14 protein-coding genes are annotated in these 16,164 nt (G+C 62.5%); 10 read left to right on the top strand and 4 right to left on the bottom strand.

Translation table 11 applies throughout. The features are described from left to right. Window positions 1-26: 26 nt before the first annotated feature. Window positions 27-1,220, bottom strand: a complete 1,194-nt coding sequence (locus tag VJR68_RS02590) for a DesA family fatty acid desaturase (RefSeq protein WP_324145985.1) — start codon at window positions 1,218-1,220, stop codon at window positions 27-29. 144 nt (window positions 1,221-1,364) lie between these two features. Here VJR68_RS02590 and VJR68_RS02585 point away from each other — a divergent pair, with 144 nt between their 5' ends. From VJR68_RS02585 to mutM, 5 genes are read left to right on the top strand one after another with little or no spacing between them, the layout of a single operon-like run. After that, window positions 1,365-2,117, top strand: coding sequence for an ABC transporter ATP-binding protein (locus VJR68_RS02585; protein ID WP_324145984.1), 753 nt, complete (start codon window positions 1,365-1,367; stop codon window positions 2,115-2,117). Next, on the top strand, window positions 2,114-2,899 hold the full coding sequence (locus VJR68_RS02580; protein ID WP_324145983.1) for an ABC transporter permease: 786 nt from the start codon (window positions 2,114-2,116) through the stop codon (window positions 2,897-2,899). The genes VJR68_RS02585 and VJR68_RS02580 overlap by 4 nt, the downstream gene beginning before the upstream one ends. Then, complete coding sequence (locus VJR68_RS02575) at window positions 2,899-4,224, top strand: GldG family protein (RefSeq protein ID WP_324145982.1); 1,326 nt, start codon at window positions 2,899-2,901, stop codon at window positions 4,222-4,224. The genes VJR68_RS02580 and VJR68_RS02575 overlap by 1 nt, the downstream gene beginning before the upstream one ends. After that, window positions 4,221-4,715, top strand: a complete 495-nt coding sequence (locus tag VJR68_RS02570) for a DUF4340 domain-containing protein (RefSeq protein ID WP_324145981.1) — start codon at window positions 4,221-4,223, stop codon at window positions 4,713-4,715. The genes VJR68_RS02575 and VJR68_RS02570 overlap by 4 nt, the downstream gene beginning before the upstream one ends. 1 nt (window position 4,716) lies before the next feature. Beyond that, window positions 4,717-5,544, top strand: a complete 828-nt coding sequence (gene mutM / locus VJR68_RS02565; protein WP_324145980.1) for a bifunctional DNA-formamidopyrimidine glycosylase/DNA-(apurinic or apyrimidinic site) lyase — start codon at window positions 4,717-4,719, stop codon at window positions 5,542-5,544. Between the two features lie 68 nt (window positions 5,545-5,612). On the opposite strand, the gene VJR68_RS02560 is transcribed toward mutM, so the two are convergent. Continuing rightward, window positions 5,613-6,380: a hypothetical protein gene (locus tag VJR68_RS02560; protein WP_324145979.1), complete on the bottom strand. Its 768-nt coding sequence runs from the start codon at window positions 6,378-6,380 to the stop codon at window positions 5,613-5,615. A gap of 44 nt (window positions 6,381-6,424) precedes the next feature. Continuing rightward, complete coding sequence (locus VJR68_RS02555) at window positions 6,425-7,057, bottom strand: thymidine kinase (RefSeq protein WP_324145986.1); 633 nt, start codon at window positions 7,055-7,057, stop codon at window positions 6,425-6,427. Between the two features lie 159 nt (window positions 7,058-7,216). On the opposite strand from VJR68_RS02555, the gene VJR68_RS02550 reads away from it, so the two are divergent. Beyond that, window positions 7,217-9,196: a UvrD-helicase domain-containing protein gene (locus tag VJR68_RS02550; RefSeq protein WP_324145978.1), complete on the top strand. Its 1,980-nt coding sequence runs from the start codon at window positions 7,217-7,219 to the stop codon at window positions 9,194-9,196. A 142-nt stretch (window positions 9,197-9,338) separates the two neighbouring features. Then, complete coding sequence (gene bluB / locus VJR68_RS02545; RefSeq protein ID WP_324145977.1) at window positions 9,339-10,034, top strand: 5,6-dimethylbenzimidazole synthase; 696 nt, start codon at window positions 9,339-9,341, stop codon at window positions 10,032-10,034. 22 nt (window positions 10,035-10,056) lie between these two features. Here the strand turns inward: bluB and VJR68_RS02540 are convergent, their stop codons facing one another. Beyond that, the gene (locus tag VJR68_RS02540; RefSeq protein WP_324145976.1) at window positions 10,057-11,088 is read right to left on the bottom strand and encodes an AI-2E family transporter; all 1,032 of its coding nucleotides are present in this window, start codon (window positions 11,086-11,088) and stop codon (window positions 10,057-10,059) included. Window positions 11,089-11,209: 121 nt separating this feature from the next. On the opposite strand from VJR68_RS02540, the gene VJR68_RS02535 reads away from it, so the two are divergent. From VJR68_RS02535 to plsB, 3 genes are all read left to right on the top strand, one after another. After that, on the top strand, window positions 11,210-12,112 hold the full coding sequence (locus VJR68_RS02535) for a 5'-nucleotidase, lipoprotein e(P4) family (protein ID WP_324145975.1): 903 nt from the start codon (window positions 11,210-11,212) through the stop codon (window positions 12,110-12,112). Window positions 12,113-12,495: 383 nt separating this feature from the next. Beyond that, window positions 12,496-13,473, top strand: coding sequence for a hypothetical protein (locus VJR68_RS02530; RefSeq protein WP_324145974.1), 978 nt, complete (start codon window positions 12,496-12,498; stop codon window positions 13,471-13,473). Between the two features lie 33 nt (window positions 13,474-13,506). Continuing rightward, a complete protein-coding gene (gene plsB / locus VJR68_RS02525; protein ID WP_414647725.1) occupies window positions 13,507-16,155 on the top strand; it encodes a glycerol-3-phosphate 1-O-acyltransferase PlsB in 2,649 nt (882 codons plus the stop codon). The last annotated feature ends 9 nt before the right edge of the window (window positions 16,156-16,164 follow it).

Raw genomic sequence — 16,164 nt, 5'->3', positions numbered from 1 at the left:
TTGTTCATCGCATTTAGCCGTCCAAATCAACCGGCGGCCACTGAATACCCTTTCAAGCGCTGGGCAAATTCCTGCAGGGCGCGAATGCCGCTCTGCTCGGCTTCGACGATCCACTGCTGCAAGCCTTTCAGCGCCTGGTCGGCACCACGCTGTTCCATCAGCTCCGCCAGGCGGGTGCGGAACTCGCACACGGTCTTGAGCATGGGGCGCTTGGCCAGCACGTCCTGCATACGCTCGCGATTCTCACCATCGAGCCAGCGGCCACCGTCGGCCAGGGCGCGACGCAGACGGCGTGGCATGGACTTGATGCCTTCGCCGGCATGCTGCGCTTCGTCGCGCAGGGTCGGGACGATCACGTTGCGGTAGTAGTCGGTCATGGCCTGGAAGCGGTGGGTGAGCACGGCTTTCAGGGTTTCGGCGTCGGGCAGATGCACGTTGGGGCGCGTGTCGAGCGTGGGCGCCACACGCAGCACCTTGGCCAAGCCGACGCTGCGCAGCATGCAGATGGCGGCCCAACCGATATCGAACTCCCACTTGCGCAGCGCGAACTTCGCCGAGCTCGGGAAGGCGTGATGGTTGTTGTGCAGTTCTTCGCCACCGATCCAGAAGCCCCACGGAATAAGGTTGGTCGCGGTGTCGGAGCTCTCGAAATTGCGGTAGCCCCACCAGTGGCCGACGCCGTTGACAAAGCCGGCCGCCCAGAACGGAATCCAGGCCATCTGCACCGCCCACACGGCCAGACCAATCACACCGAACAACGTGAAGTTGATGATCAGCATCAGCGCCGGCCCCCAATACGGGTGACCGGAATAAACCTTGCGCTCGATCCAATCGTCTGGAGTGCCGCGGCCGTACTTTTCCAGGTCTTCCTTTACGTAGCTGGCGTCGCGATACAGCGACACGCCGTCCCAGAAGACCTTCTTGATGCCGTAGATCTGCGGACTGTGCGGATCTTCTTCCGTCTCCACCTTGGCGTGATGCTTGCGGTGTACCGCCACCCACTCCTTGGTGACCATGCCCGTGGTGAGCCAGCCCCAGAAGCGGAAGAAATTCGCGATAAGCGGATGCAGGTCGATGCCGCGGTGCGTCTGGCAGCGGTGCAGATAGAGGGTCACGGTAAAGATGGTGATCTGCGTGACTACCAGCAGGTAGACGAGGATCGACACCCAACCGGCCTGGCTCACGCCACCGGAAAGGAAATGCAGTACAGCATCGAGCATGGGGAAAGTCCTGGAGCAAGAAAAAGCAGTCTAGTTGAGGGCGTCCGTACCTACCAGCATGGTAGGACCCTAGCACCTCGATTTCCGTTAAACCGTGATGGCAAACGGTTGTCTGCGGGATGGGGTCACCCCGACAATCATGCAATGAACGCGCCTAACTCCGCTTTAGCACCCGTACTAAAACTTGAAGGGATCACCCGCAGCCGCGCCGGCCGCCCGGCGGTGCGTGATCTCTCGCTGAGCCTTGAGGCCGGCCAGATCCTTGGGCTGCTTGGGGTGAACGGGGCAGGCAAGTCCACCACCTTGAGCCTGATTGCCGGCGCGCTGACCCCGGATAGCGGCACTATCCGCCTGCAAGGCCAGGACTTTTTGGAGCATCCCGAACTGGCCCGACAGGCGATTGGCTGGCTGCCGGAAGCTGCCCCGCTGTGGCCGGAACTGACCATCCGCGAACATCTGCAAGCCCATGGTCGCCTGCGCGGCCTCGTCGGCACACGACTGAAAGACGCTTGCGACTCGATCCTTGAACGATTGGAACTGCGGGATTTGTCTCGACGGCTGGCGGGTGTCTTGTCGCAAGGACAACGACAACGCCTGGGGCTGGCCTGCGCGCTGCTGCACCGTCCGGCCCTGTTGGTGCTGGACGAACCGGCCAACGCGCTCGACCCGGTGCAAGTCGTAGCGCTGCGCAAGCTCCTGCGCGAGTTGGCTGCCGAAGGCACCGCCGTGATCCTCTCCACGCATCAACTAACAGAGGTAACGGCCGTGTGCGATCGCGTAGCCATCCTGCATGAGGGCGTCTTGCGTCACGATGCGCCACTGCCGGCCGATCAGCACGCCGCTCTGGAAAAAACTTTCTTCGACATCGCCGTCCACGGCAGGGCTCAAGCCGCATGACCTTATTCGCTGTGACGCGGCTGGAACTGCGCCGCCTGTTCGTGCGCCCGCTCGGCTGGACCATCGGCGCCCTCGCGCTGGCGGAACTCGGCTGGCGCTTTGCGTTGCTATTGCAGCTATTCCTGCTCAACCAGGTAAAGCTCGCCGCCTTGCCGGATGGCCCCGGCTACACCGACCTGGTAGCGGTACGGCTCTACAGCAGCTTGATCACCGGCAGCCCATTACCATTCGGCGTGACCGAACTCGCGCTGCTGGTGGTGCCGTTGCTGACCATGTCCAGCTTGGCGAGCGAACGCAGCACCGGCACCTTGCCGCTGCTGTTCTCCACCGGCTTATCGGCCTCGCGCATCCTTCTGGGCAAATATCTGGCCGTGCTGATCTGGCTGTCGTTGTGGCTGCTGCTCGCCATCGCGCTGCCGATGAGCCTTGCGCACGGCGTGACGCTGGACTGGGGTAAGCTGGCTGCTGCCACGCTGGGCACCTTTCTCACGCTCGCCGTGCTGGGCGCCGTCGGCGTGGCCTGTTCGGCGTTTGCTTCGCATCCCGCCATCGCCGCGGTGGCTGCGTTGATGATCGGCATCGCGCTCAATTGCATCAACCTCGGCGCGCAACTCGCCGGCGTCAACAGCGGCTTCATCAATTGGCTGGCGATGAGCACGCATCAGGAAAGCTTGTTGCGCGGACTGGTATCGAGCGCGGATATCGTGTGGTTTCTGCTGGCGATGGCGGTAGCGCTGGCGCTAGGCACGCAACGCCTGGCTGCCGACCGGGAGCGCGGCTGATGAACAGGCATGTACTTCGGCGCCTCAATGGCTGGGTGTTCGCGCTACTTGTTTTACTTGGTGCGGGCGCTATCGGCTTTCTTACCGCACGGCATGACCACATCGCCGACTGGACGTACAACAGCCGCGTCAGCATGACGCCGGAAACGCGCGCTGTGCTTGCGAAGTTCGATGGCCCGGTGGATATCGTCAGTTACGCGAGCCCGCAGGGCGACTTGCGCCAGACCGTTGCCGCCTTCCTGCAACGCTATCAAAAGGCGAAACCCGACCTGCGCCTCAGCTTCGTCGATCCACAGCAAGATCCGGCAGCGATGCGCAATCTCGGCATCACAGTTGATGGCGAACTGATCCTGCATTACCGCGATCGCCAGCAGCGCCTCGACACGCTGACCGAGCGCAGCCTTACCGATGCACTGGAACGCCTGGTGCGCGGCAATGATCGCATCGTCGCCTTCGTGACCGGGCATGGCGAGCGTCGTGCGGACGGCGTTGCCAACGCGGATCTCGGCACGTTCGTTTCGCAGCTTGAACAAAGCGGCATGCGCGCGGTGCCGCTGAATTTCTCGCAAGTCACCAGTGTACCGGCGCAAACCGACCTGGTCGTGCTCGCCGGTGCACAAACAGCACTGGCACCGGGCGCCACCAAAGCGTTGACGGATTATCTAGCCAATGGCGGCAACCTGCTTTGGCTGGTCGATCCGGGCAATCTGGATGCAAGCCTGCAGCCCATCGCCGACGCACTCGGTATTCGCGTGTTACCTGGCGAGTTGATTGACGCCTCGTCTTCCGCGATGGGCCTTAAAGATCCGCGCATGATTGCGCTGGGCGATTACCCGCCAAACATGATCACGCGCGGCTTCACGCTCACCACGCTGTTTCCGGAAGTCGCGCCATTGGCGGAAGTACGCAAGAGCGATTGGAAGATCGAACCGTTCCTGCGCTCCAGTCCGCAAGCCGCCACGCAATCGCTGGATGGCAACGCCGCATCGCAGTTGAAAGGTCCGCTCGATTTCGGATTTTCGTTCAGCCGTCTCTCGCCCAGTCCGGCCAAAAGCGAACAACGCGTGGTCGTGATCGGCAACGGCGATTTTCTTTCCAACAGCTATCTCGGCAATGGCGGCAATCGCGCGTTGGGCGAACGCGTATTCAACTGGCTGCTCGGCGATGACCAGCTGATCAGCATGCCGCCACGAGGCGCACCGGATCGCGTACTCACCGTATCGCAAGGCGAATTGAGCGCACTCACCATCGGCTTCATGCTGGTGATGCCTTTGCTTTTGCTGGTGATCGGTGGCTTGATCGCCTGGCGCAGGCGGCGTGCATGACGCGTTCATGGCGAGGACAGTTGTGGCTGCTGGTAGCCGTTGTCGCTTTGCTCGCTGCTGCGTGGTGGCAAGTGCGCAGCGATCGCACTGCTGCGCCTGGCACGTTGCTGCCGCTCCCTCCCGACAACATCACGCGCGTGACACTCGACATGGGCAATGCGCCGGCCGAGCGCTACATAAAGCGCGGCGAGCATTGGTGGCGTATCGACCAGGCAACACCCACGCGTGCCGACGACAAGCGTTTGGCCGAACTGCTGCGTATCGCCGCCGCGCCCGTACAAAGCTGGCAACCCGCCAGCAGTTATGACCTCGCGAAAATCGGCCTGGCACCGCCGCAAGCCAGGCTGGAACTGGATGAGGAAACACTACGCTTCGGCACGATGACCGCCATCGGCCACAACGTTTATGTGCAGATCGGCGAGCGTGTAGGCATCGTCTCGCTACGCTACATGCCGCACTCTGCCCAAAGTGCATCGCTACAGGTGCAATGACATGCCTGAGCTACCTGAAGTCGAAACCACCCGGCGCGGTATCGCGCCACACCTGATCGGCCGACGGATCACGAAGGTGATCCTGCGACGCGCGGATCTGCGCTGGCCGATTTCACGCGAAATCACGGAATTGCTGCCCGGCCAACGCATCGATGAAGTCGAACGCCGCGCCAAGTATCTGCTCTTGCACACACACGCAGGCAGCGCGCTGATGCACCTGGGTATGACGGGTGTGTTGCGTGTATTGCCGCCGGACGTGCAACCCGGTGTGCACGATCACGTCGACATGGCGCTCGAAGCGTTGAAAGGCGAACGCCCGCGCATTCTTCGCTTCACCGATCCACGCCGCTTCGGTTGCCTGTTATGGCAAGCACCGGGCACCACTCATGATTTGCTGGCCAATCTCGGGCCTGAGCCGCTCACGGATGCGTTTGACGGCGATCTGCTATGGCAACGCTCGCGCGGCCGCAAGGCAGCCGTGAAGTTGTTCCTGATGGACAACGCGATCGTCGTCGGCGTAGGCAACATCTACGCCAGCGAAGCCCTGTTCGCCGCCGGCATCGATCCGCGCCGCGCCGCCGGCACGGTATCGCGTGCGCGCTATCAACGCCTGGCGGGTGAAGTGAAACGCATCCTGGCGTGGGCGATCGAACGCGGCGGCACCACGCTGCGCGACTTTCTCAATCCCGATGGTGCACCTGGATATTTCTTTCGCGAACTGTTTGTCTATGGACGCGAAGGCGAACCGTGCAAGGTTTGCGGTACGGCAATTCGTCAGCAAGTGATCGGGCAACGTTCCACCTTTTGGTGCCCGACATGCCAATCGTAGGCTGGGATGAAATCCCAGCATCGTCATCAGCATAAAAAGCTGGGATTTCATCCCAGCCTACGAGGCGCTCAGTTGGGCCAGAAAAACTCGACGTAAGTGTTGTTGAACTGCGGATTGTCGTAGCCACCACCAAGCTCCGCCGTCAATCCGCCGAAAATACCGTCGACTTCCAGGTTTTGCCCGTGCACGAAGTGCGCACCTAGCGCCTCCAGTTCGATCAACCGCTGGCACAGTGCGCCAGCACGATCGACGTCACTCTCGGGCACATTGCGCAAGCTGATATCAGCGCGGCCAAATTTGCGCATGCCGCGCGTATGCACCCAGTACCGGCCAGATTCGTCTTCGTCGCGCAAGATCAGCACATGACTGCGCAGCGGCGCACCATCCTTGACCAGATAGCGCTGGCGCCATTCATCCGCGTCGAACAGGCTGAGCATCTGCGGATCAAGAATCGCCACACCGCCGATATCGAGCAAACCCGCCAACACGCCAAACGTGTCGCGCAGATAGCCAGTATCGGGCTGATCCTTGAAGCGGCCATGCAGCACCAGCACTTGCGGCGTAGCTATAACTTTTTCGAACGTCTCCGGCGCATCGTGCTTGAACAAGTCGCCCAGCGGCGCCTTCAGCGGATAGCCTTCCCAATCGCGCAGCACCTGATGGTGATGACTGGAAAGCTGCACCTCTTCCGGCAAACCATCGCTGCCATACGGCGCGGATGGCACGCGCGTCGGCTGGAAATTGCCGAACACGTAGAACTGCAGGATCACTTCCTCGTCGTTGGGCTGCCAGTGCGGGCGCTGCCAGGCGGGGAAGTAGGTAACCGGATTGCTCATGCTGTTTCCTTGATGTGATCCAGGTGGGTGCGATCCAGACCGGATCAGTGCTTCTCGTCCAGCGGCAGGCTGGGCTGCTTCAATTCAATGCGGCCGCGCCCCTGGGTGATCTTCTTGAACTCGGCGCGGCTCACCGAGACATAGCGTTCATTGCCGCCGATCTCAACCTGCGGCCCTTCAGTAATCGCCCGCCCCTGTTCGTCCACGCGCACGACCATGGTGGCCTTGCGGCCCGTATGGCAGATGGTCTTGATTTCTTCCAGGTGGTCGGCCCAGGCCAACAGATAGCGGCTGCCTTCAAACAGCTCGCCGCGGAAATCCGTGCGCAAGCCGTAGGCCAGCACGGGAATGTTGAGTTCATCGACCACGTCGGTGAGCTGCCATACCTGCGCCTTGCTGAGGAATTGCGCTTCGTCGACGAACACGCAATGCAGCGCGCCGTGTTGTTCGATATTGGTTCGCACGACGGCCAGCAAGTCCGTTTCCGCCGTAAAACGCTCCGCCTGCGAACGCAAGCCGATGCGCGAAGCAACCACGCCTTCGCCATAGCGATTGTCCAGCGCCGGCGTGAGGATTAACGTGCGCATGCCGCGCTCAACATAGTTGTACGCGCTCTGCAGCAAGTTGGTGGTCTTGCCGGCATTCATCGACGAATAATAGAAATAGAGCTTGGCCATGCGGGTCGGCGGGCATGCGGAGGCGTGCATGGTAACCCGCCCCGCTGCCACCGTGACGGTTCGGTTGCAAGCCTGCTCCCGGCGTCCCCGGTTTGCTACGATCCAGCATCGCGCCGCTCGTTCCGCGCGCTGCGCCCACCTGACCGATCCGACCGACGCATGCTTAACCCCCAACAACTGGCCGCTGTCGAACACATCGACAGCCCGCTGCTGGTGCTCGCGGGCGCCGGCTCCGGCAAGACCTCCGTGATCACGCAGAAGATTGCGCACCTGGTGCAGCGCCGCAAGCTGGCCGCCTCCCGCATTGCCGCCATCACCTTTACCAACAAGGCCGCACGCGAAATGCGTGAGCGCGTCGCCAAACTGGTGAGCACAGAAGATGCTCAGGCGCTGACCGTCTGCACCTTCCACGCACTGGGTTTGAAATTCCTGCAGATGGAGCACGCACGCGCTGGTTTGCGGCGCGGCTTCTCCGTGCTGGACGCCGATGACAGCGAGGGCATCGTCAAGGAACTGGCGCCCAAGGGCGTCAAGCCTGATGTGCTGTTCGGCCTGCGCAATCTGCTGAGCCGCGCCAAGAACAGCGGCTTGTCGCCAGAGGAAGCGCTGGCCGCCGCACGCAGCCCACGCGAATTGGAAGCCGCGACGATCTACGAGCTCTACCAGCAGCGCCTTGCCGCCTTCAACGCGGTCGATTTTGACGACCTGATCCGCCTGCCACTGCGCATTCTCGAAAGCGACGAGGAGTGCCGCGCCACCTGGCGCGAACGCCTGCGCTATCTGCTGGTGGACGAATACCAGGACACCAACGATGCCCAGTACCGCCTGCTGAAAGTACTTGCGGGCGACCGCGGCAGTTTCACCTGCGTGGGCGATGACGATCAGTCGATCTACGCCTGGCGCGGCGCCAATCCCGAGAACATCGAGCAGCTCGGCAAGGATTGGCCGAGCCTGCGCGTGATCAAGCTGGAGCAGAACTATCGCTGCGGCAAACGCATCCTGCGCGCCGCCAACACCTTGATCGCCAACAACCCGCACGTCCATACCAAAAAGCTGTGGAGCGAACATCCGGAAGGCGCGGCGATTCGCGTCATCGAATGCAAGGATGGCGAGCACGAAGCCGAACGCATCGCCGGCATGGCCGCCACGCTGGCGGAAAAGCACAAGGTGCGCTGGCACGACATGGCGATCCTGTATCGCGGCAATTTCCAGGCGCGGCCGTTGGAAAAGGCGCTGCGTCTGGCACGCGTGCCGTATCACCTCACCGGCGCGCTGTCCTTCCTCGATCGCGCGGAAGTAAAAGACCTGCTCTGCTATCTGCGCCTGCTTACCAATCCCAGCGACGATGCCGCGTTCTTGCGCGTGGTCAATGTACCCAAGCGCGAGATCGGCGCGACCACGCTGGAAAAGCTCGGCCAGATCGCGCAGACCAGACACTGCTCGCTGCTCGAAGCCACGCGCAGTGACAGCGTGTTGCGTCAGCTGAGTCCGCGTCCCGCTGCCGCGCTTGCGTCGTTTTCGGAATTGCTGGATGAACTGCGCAGCGCCTCGCTGCACGAAAGCGCGGCGGACCTGGTTTCTCGCATCCTGACCCGCACGCAGTACGCCGCACACATCGCCGCAAGCACGCAGGATACCGCCTTGCGCGATCGCCGCATGGGCAACCTGCAGGAACTGGCCGATTGGTTTCGCGCCATGCAGAAAGGCAACAGCGCTGGCGATCTCGCCGCGCAGCTGGCCCTGCTCTCGCACGCCGATCGCGACGAGCCCGGTAACGCACTGCGCATGATGACGCTTCACGCGGCCAAGGGCCTGGAATTCCGCTTCGTTTTTATCGTCGGTTGCGAAGATGGCACGCTACCCAACGATGCCGCTATCGACGAAGGCCGCGTGGAAGAAGAGCGCCGCCTGATGTACGTGGGCATCACCCGCGCCAAGGAATTGCTCACCCTGTCGTGGTCGTCCAAGACCAAGCGCTACGGTGAAATCCACAGCAACCAGCCCAGCCGCTTTCTGCAGGAATTGCCGCAGGATGACTTGCACTGGGAAGGCAAGGACCCGGAAGCCGACAAGGAAATGGTGCGCGAAACGGCCGAATCGCATATGGCGAAAATTGCCGCCATGCTCGCCGGTCCGTGAGCAGCAGCCAGCCTCTGATTCACACTACGTGTCCGCGTAGGCCGGGATGAAATCCCAGCATCAGAAGCCCAACTGCTGGGATTTTCATCCCAGCCTACGCACTCCATCGACAGCGTTGCATGCATCAGGGGGCATCCACAACATGACCGATCACCGCTTTACCGATGAGCAGCGTGCAGGCCTGTATCGTGCCATCCACGAGCGCCGCGACGTGCGCTCGCAATTTCTGCCTGATCCCATCGCGCCGGAAGTTCTGGCGCGCCTGCTCAAGGCGGCGCATCACGCGCCGTCGGTAGGCTTCATGCAGCCGTGGGATTTCATCGTCATCGACAGTCTCGACGTGAAGCGCGCGGTAAAGGCGCTTTACGAGCAGGCCAACACCGAAGCGGCCAGCAACTACGACGGCGAGCGCGCCGCGCAATATCGGCGTCTGAAACTGGAAGGCATCGTCGACAGCCCGATCAATCTCTGCATCACCTGCGATCGCCAGCGTGGCGGACCGCACGTGCTCGGCCGTAACACGATGCTGGACACCGATCTCTTCAGCACCTGCCTGGCGGTGCAGAATTTATGGCTGGCAGCGCGCGCCGAGGGCATTGGCGTGGGCTGGGTGAGTATCCTCGATCCGGTGAAACTCGCAGAGACCTTGCGGTTACCGGCGCAGGTCTATCCGCTGGCTTATTTGTGCCTGGGTTACGTGCGTGAATTTCTGCCTAAACCGGAACTGGAAATCGCCGGCTGGCGTTCGCGATTGCCGCTGGAGCAATTGCTGCACGGGAATACCTGGGAAGGCGAGATCGACAACCACGCACTTATCGCAGCTTTGCACGACGCATAGCACGGACGCATCCCGCTTCGCCTCAAATCAATCGCTGCTGCTCCAGCTCCCGCTTCAAATACGCGTAATAGATCGGCGCCGCCACCAACCCCGCCAGGCCGAACGCCGCCTCCATCACCAGCATCGCCACCAACAGCTCCCATGCGCGCGCACGGATCTGCCCGCCGATGATACGTGCGTTGAGAAAGTACTCCAGCTTGTGGATGACGATCAGAAAACCCAGCGAAGCGACCGCCACCCACATCGATACCGACAAGCCCGCAATCGTCACCGCGGTATTGGAGATGAGATTGCCGATCACCGGCAGCAGGCCAGCCAGGAAAGTGACCACCACCAAGGTCTTGGCCAGCGGTACGTGGATATCCATCAGCGGCAGCACACCGAGCAGGAAGATGCCGGTGGCGATGGTGTTGATCAGCGAAATCTTGATCTGCGCGAACACGATGCTGCGAAACGCGCCCGCCAGATGCTGGCAACGTCCGCCCAATGCCGCGGCCAGCGGCCCCACTTGATGGGACGGACGCGCGCGACTCAATGCCACCAACGCACCCAGCACCAGGCCGAGGATGATGTGCACCAGCACGCGCGCGGTCTCCTTGCCTGCGTTCTGCAAACTCATCGCGTGTTTGCGGGTGAGTTCCAGCGCCATCACGCGCAGTTCGTCGACGCTGTCCGGCAACCAGTTGGTGAGGGATACCGGCAGTTGCGCGCGCGCCTTTTCCACCAGCGGCATCAACTGCTGTTCCCACAGCATGGCGGGATTGTTGATTTCGTTGCGGAAGAAGCTGATCAACGCCACGATCAGCGCCGTCAGCAGACCCACCACGATCACGCCCAGCACCGTCACTACCACCAGGCGTGCGCGTTCGCCGGAGATGCGCCGGCCGAGCAAGGGCGTCATCGCGTGCACCAGTTCGTACACCAGCAAACCCGCCAGCAGCGCCGGCAGCAGATGCAGGCGCAACACCAGCACCAGCGCCAAGGCGGCCATGACATAGCTGGCAATGCGAATGCCGCGGGCGGAGGAAAGGGCTGCGTACACGAGGCGGTCCATGGGGAAGGCGCGGTCCCGGCAAGTCTGTCATAAACTTGCGCGATCCTCTTGGAGTCTGTTTGATGTTTCCGCGCGGGCCATTCAACAGGCGCTCAACATCTTCACGTCTACAGGGTGCTTCATGACCAAGTCTCTGCCCATGCTGCTGGGCACGCTTTTGCTTTGCGCGTGCGCCAGCCAGGCGCCGCATTCCACGTCATCCTCGTCAACCGCGACGGCGCAGGCAGCCACGCCCGCTGCGTCACCCGCCGTTCCCGCCGACGACAACCTCAATGCGGTGGCCTGGACGCAGACCGCGCTTGAGCATGACCTGATCTATCAGGAAACCTACCGCAGCGCGCAGTTGCAGTTGCTCGCCGCGCTCAAAGACAAGCACTGGGATGCGCTGCCCACCGACGATCGCCTCGCGCCGTACAAAAACCTGAAGCCGGCCGTGATCCTCGACATCGACGAAACGGTGCTGGACAACTCGCCCTACCAGGCGCGCCTGATCCGCAAGGGCGGCGAATTCAACGAGGCCGATTGGGCTGCCTGGTGCAAGGAAGAACGCGCACGCGCCATGCCGGGCGCCGTGGCCTTCACGCAATTTGCCGCCAAGCACGGCATCGCGGTGATCTATATCTCCAACCGTGCGCAGGATCTGGACACTGCCACCATCGACAACCTGCGCAAGGTCGGGCTGCCCGTCTCCGGGCCGGAAGCTTTTCTCGGGCTCGGCACCATCCTGAAGGGGTGCGACCAGATCGGCACCGAGAAAAACTGTCGCCGCCAGCTGGTCAGCCAGCACTATCGCGTGTTGATGCAGTTCGGCGATCAGCTGGGCGACTTCGTCAGCGTGATGAGCAATACGCCGGCCGGCCGAGCTCAAGCTATGGCACCCTATGCGGACTGGATCGGCAGCCGCTGGTTTGTGTTTCCCAACCCGACCTACGGTTCCTGGGAACCGGCCCTGTTCAACAACGAATGGACCACACCGCGCGACCAGCGCCGTCAGCAGAAGGTCCAGGCACTTCATATTGATTGACTAAAAATCAATCACTTATCAGATGTATCTTAAAGTGTTGCCTGAAGTGAAAAGGGGCCGTATCATGGCCCCGCCGATCCTGCTGACCTCCAATTTCTGCGGGCAAGGCCATTTCCCTTCCGGCGCTGCCGGCATGACCCTGTGAGGCCCAACGCCCGCGGGGTTTTCTTTTTTGGATTTTTAGCGGCCTGTGCAGGGGTTTCGCCTGGTTCGCGCTGAGTCCGCGCTGTCGCATGACGGCTGCTCAGGCTCAACTCATGGGGCATGGCGCGGGCTACGCGAAACCCCTGCACAGGCTCTAAGATGCACCGCGCCCCGCCGTATGGCGCCGCCGCTGCCCTTGCCTGGATGGCAAGCTATCGCCCTCCCTTGTGAGAGAATTCATGCGCTTTCAAACACTTAGGCATTGCTTGCTGGCCCTTGCGCTGCTCGCGCTGGCCGCCTGCCATCAGAAAGAAGAAAACGCCGCCGCGCCCGGAGGCGCCACGCCGGAAGCCGCCGTGCAGGAATCCGTAGCGCTGATCAAGGCTGGCGACTTCGCCGGCTTCTGGAAGCACGCCCTGCCCCCCGCCGACTACAACAACCTGCGCGCCGACTGGACCCGCCCGCGCCCTGACCAGCGCCCGATCACCGACGAAGATCGCGCCCGCTTCGACCAGGCCGTCAAGCAACTCACCGCGCCCAACGCAGAAACCGCGCTGTACGACCAGCTGAAGCCCAAGCTGACCCAGATGGAGCAGCAATACCACGACCAGTTGCCGGTGATGATCGGCATCGGCCAGGCCATCCTCACCACCGGCATCGCCCAGAACAAGACGATGACGGAAAACCAGAAGCAGAACCTGCGCGATGCACTCAACGTGCTGCTGCCCTGGGCCCAGCAAACGCCGTGGTTCGATCAGGACAAAGCCAAACAGTCGGTCGGCGTGGTCGTGACCACCGCGCGCCAGCTCGACCTGAAGAGTCCCGATCAGCTTCAGCATATGGACTTCGATAGCGCGATGAAGAAGTACGCCACCGCGTACCAGGGCATCAAGCAATTGCTGGCGATCTACGGGCTTTCCATCGACGACACGCTCGATTCGGTAAAAGTCAGCACCCTCGGCATCGACCATGGGCTGGCGCACGTGAAGATCGACTACACCTTGCTGGGCAAACCGCTGAGTGCCGATTCGCAGCTGGAGCTGGTGGACGGCCGCTGGTACAACAAAGACATGATCGATGGCGAGCATGCGCAGCACGAGCAGCTCATGCATCCGCCCGCACCGGCCAGCAGCGGCACCGCACCCGCGCCCGCCAGCACTGCCAGGGCGCCAGCCAGCAACAGCTCCACCGGTACGATCTTGGCGGCCAAGCCCTAAGCCGTACCTAAGGCCCACCGCTAAACTATGCAGATGCCGACTATGACGAACGCGGACCCTAGCTACCGTAGCCGCGCCCCCTGGTGGTTCAACCTCGCCGGGCACCTGCTCGAACCCTGGCTGCGCATTCGGCGCGATCCGGCCGAACCGGCGAGCCTGCTGCAAGGCGACGCGCCGATTTGCTACGTGATCGAGCGCGACGGATTTTCCGACGCGCTGATCCTGGACCGCGCCTGCCGCGAAGCCGGCTTGCCCAGCCCGATGCAGCCTTTGCCCTTCACCCGTCGGCGCCGCTCGGTGTTCGCGCTGGCGCGCCGTGATGGCTGGTTGTTCGGCCGCAACCGCAAACGCTCGCCTACCGAACCCTTTGGCCAACTGGTGCGCGCGCTGGAAGGTTTTCCGGATCGCGACATCCAGATCGTGCCCGTCTCCATCTACGTCGGCCGCGCGCCCACGCGCGAATCCGGCTGGTTCAGCGTGCTGTTTTCGGAAAACTGGGTTGTGGTCGGCCGCTTCCGCCGCATGCTTGCGCTGCTGCTCAACGGCCGCGATACAGTGGTGCATTTCTCCGCCCCGGTCTCGTTGCGCACGGTACTGGGCGAAGAAGGCGACGTGCGTCCCGAACGCTTTGCACGCAAGATGGCGCGCGTGATGCGCACGCACTTCCGTCGCATCCGCGCGGCGGTGATCGGGCCGGACCTTTCGCATCGACGCACCGTGGTCGATGCCGTGCTGAATGCCGAACCGGTGCGCGCCGCGATCGCGTCCACTGCCGCGAAGGAAAACATCACCTACGCGAAATCATGGCAACGCGCGCACAAGATGATGATGGAGATCGCCGCGGACTACTCGCATCCCGTGGTGCGTTCCGCGTCGTTCCTGCTGCGCAACTTCTGGACCAAGCTCTACGACGGCATCACCATGCATCACTTCGACAAGGCCCGCGCCGCGGCGCCCGGCTACGAGGTGGTGTACGTGCCGAGCCATCGCAGCCATGCGGACTACCTGCTGCTGTCCTATCAGTTGCACGACTCCGGCGTGGTGGTACCGCACATCGCCGCCGGTGTGAACCTCAACCTCCCGCTGATCGGCCCGTTCCTGCGCCGTGGCGGCGCATTCTTCCTGCGCCGAAGCTTCAAGGGCAATGTGCTGTATTCGGTGGTGTTCAACGAATACATGGCGCAGCTGATCGACCGCGGCGTGCCGATTGAATACTTCATCGAAGGCGGACGCTCGCGCACCGGCCGCCTGCTCGCGCCACGCGCCGGCCTGCTGGCGATGACCGTGCGCGCGTTCCTGCGCGCGCCACGCCGCCCCGTGCTGTTCCAGCCCGTATACATCGGCTACGAGAAGCTGATGGAAGGCAAGAGCTACATCGGCGAGCTTTCCGGCAAGCCCAAAGAAAAAGAATCGCTGATCGGCCTGCTCCGCGGCCTGGGCGTATTGCGCCAGCGCTACGGCCACGTCGCGCTGAACTTCGGTGAGCCGATCGAACTGACGCCTTTGCTCGACGCCGCCAGCAGCAACTGGCGCGAAGCCACCAGCGATCCGAGCACCAAGCCGGAATGGCTCAGTTCGGTAGTCGATCAACTGGCGGAAAAAATCCAGATCAACATCAATCGCGCGGCGGATGTCAATCCGATCAACCTGCTCGCGCTCGCGCTGCTGTCCACGCCCAAGCACGCGATGGCGGAAAACGATCTGCTCGCCCAGCTCGAACTGCTCAAGGCACTGCTGGAAGAGCTGCCGTATTCGGATCGCATCACCCTCACGCCGCTGCCCCCCGACGCCATCATCGCCTATGGCGAGCAGATGAACTGGATCACCCGCGTGCGCCATCCACTCGGCGACGTGCTGACGCTGGAAGGCGACCAGGCGGTATTGCTGAGCTACTTCCGCAACAACGTGCTGCACCTCACCGCCGCCGCGGCGTGGGTTGCCTGCTGCTTCCTCAACAATCGTCGCATGTCGCGCGCCTCGATCCTGCGCCTGGGCCGCATCATCTATCCCTTCATCCAGAGCGAACTGTTCCTGCCATGGGACGCCGAAGGCTTCGGCGCTCACTTGCAGGCGACCGTCGATTTCTTCGTCCGCCGCGGCATGCTGGAAGCCGTCGGCGAAGGCCGCGTGCTCGAACGCGGCCCCGGCCAGGACGATGCCGCCTATCAGCTGCGCGTGATTGCACGCAGCCTGATCCAGGCCTTCGAACGCTACTACATCACCATCGCCGCACTCGCCAAGAACGGCCCGCACACCATCACCGGCGCGGAACTGGAAAACGTCTGCACTCTCACCGCCCAGCGCCTGAGCCTGCTCAGCGAACCACTCGCGCCGGAATTCTTCGACAAGGCCCTGTTCCGCGGCTTCATCCAGAAACTGCGCGAACGCCGCGTCGTCTGGACCGATGCCAACGGCAAACTCGACTACGACAGCGCACTGGAAGACATGGTGCGAGATGCACGTGTGATTCTTGCGCGCGAGATGCGCCATGCGATCTTGAAGATCACTGGCAGTGAAGAAAAAGAAACGCCTCGTGCCGTGACGGAAGTAGAGCAAACACCAGTCGTACCCGAACCGCCGTCCGAATCATCCGAGCCGATGAACACCAGCGAAGAGCTCCACAAGCGGCATGTGGTCGCCGAGCATCACGAGCATGAGCGCGCTCATGACAAGCACCCATGATGCGTGACG

This window comes from Dyella sp. (genome assembly GCF_035277725.1).
Taxonomy (GTDB): Bacteria; Pseudomonadota; Gammaproteobacteria; order Xanthomonadales; family Rhodanobacteraceae; genus Dyella_B.
Note: the sequence above shows the minus strand (reverse complement) of the source record. Positions and strands in the feature narration are given on the sequence as shown.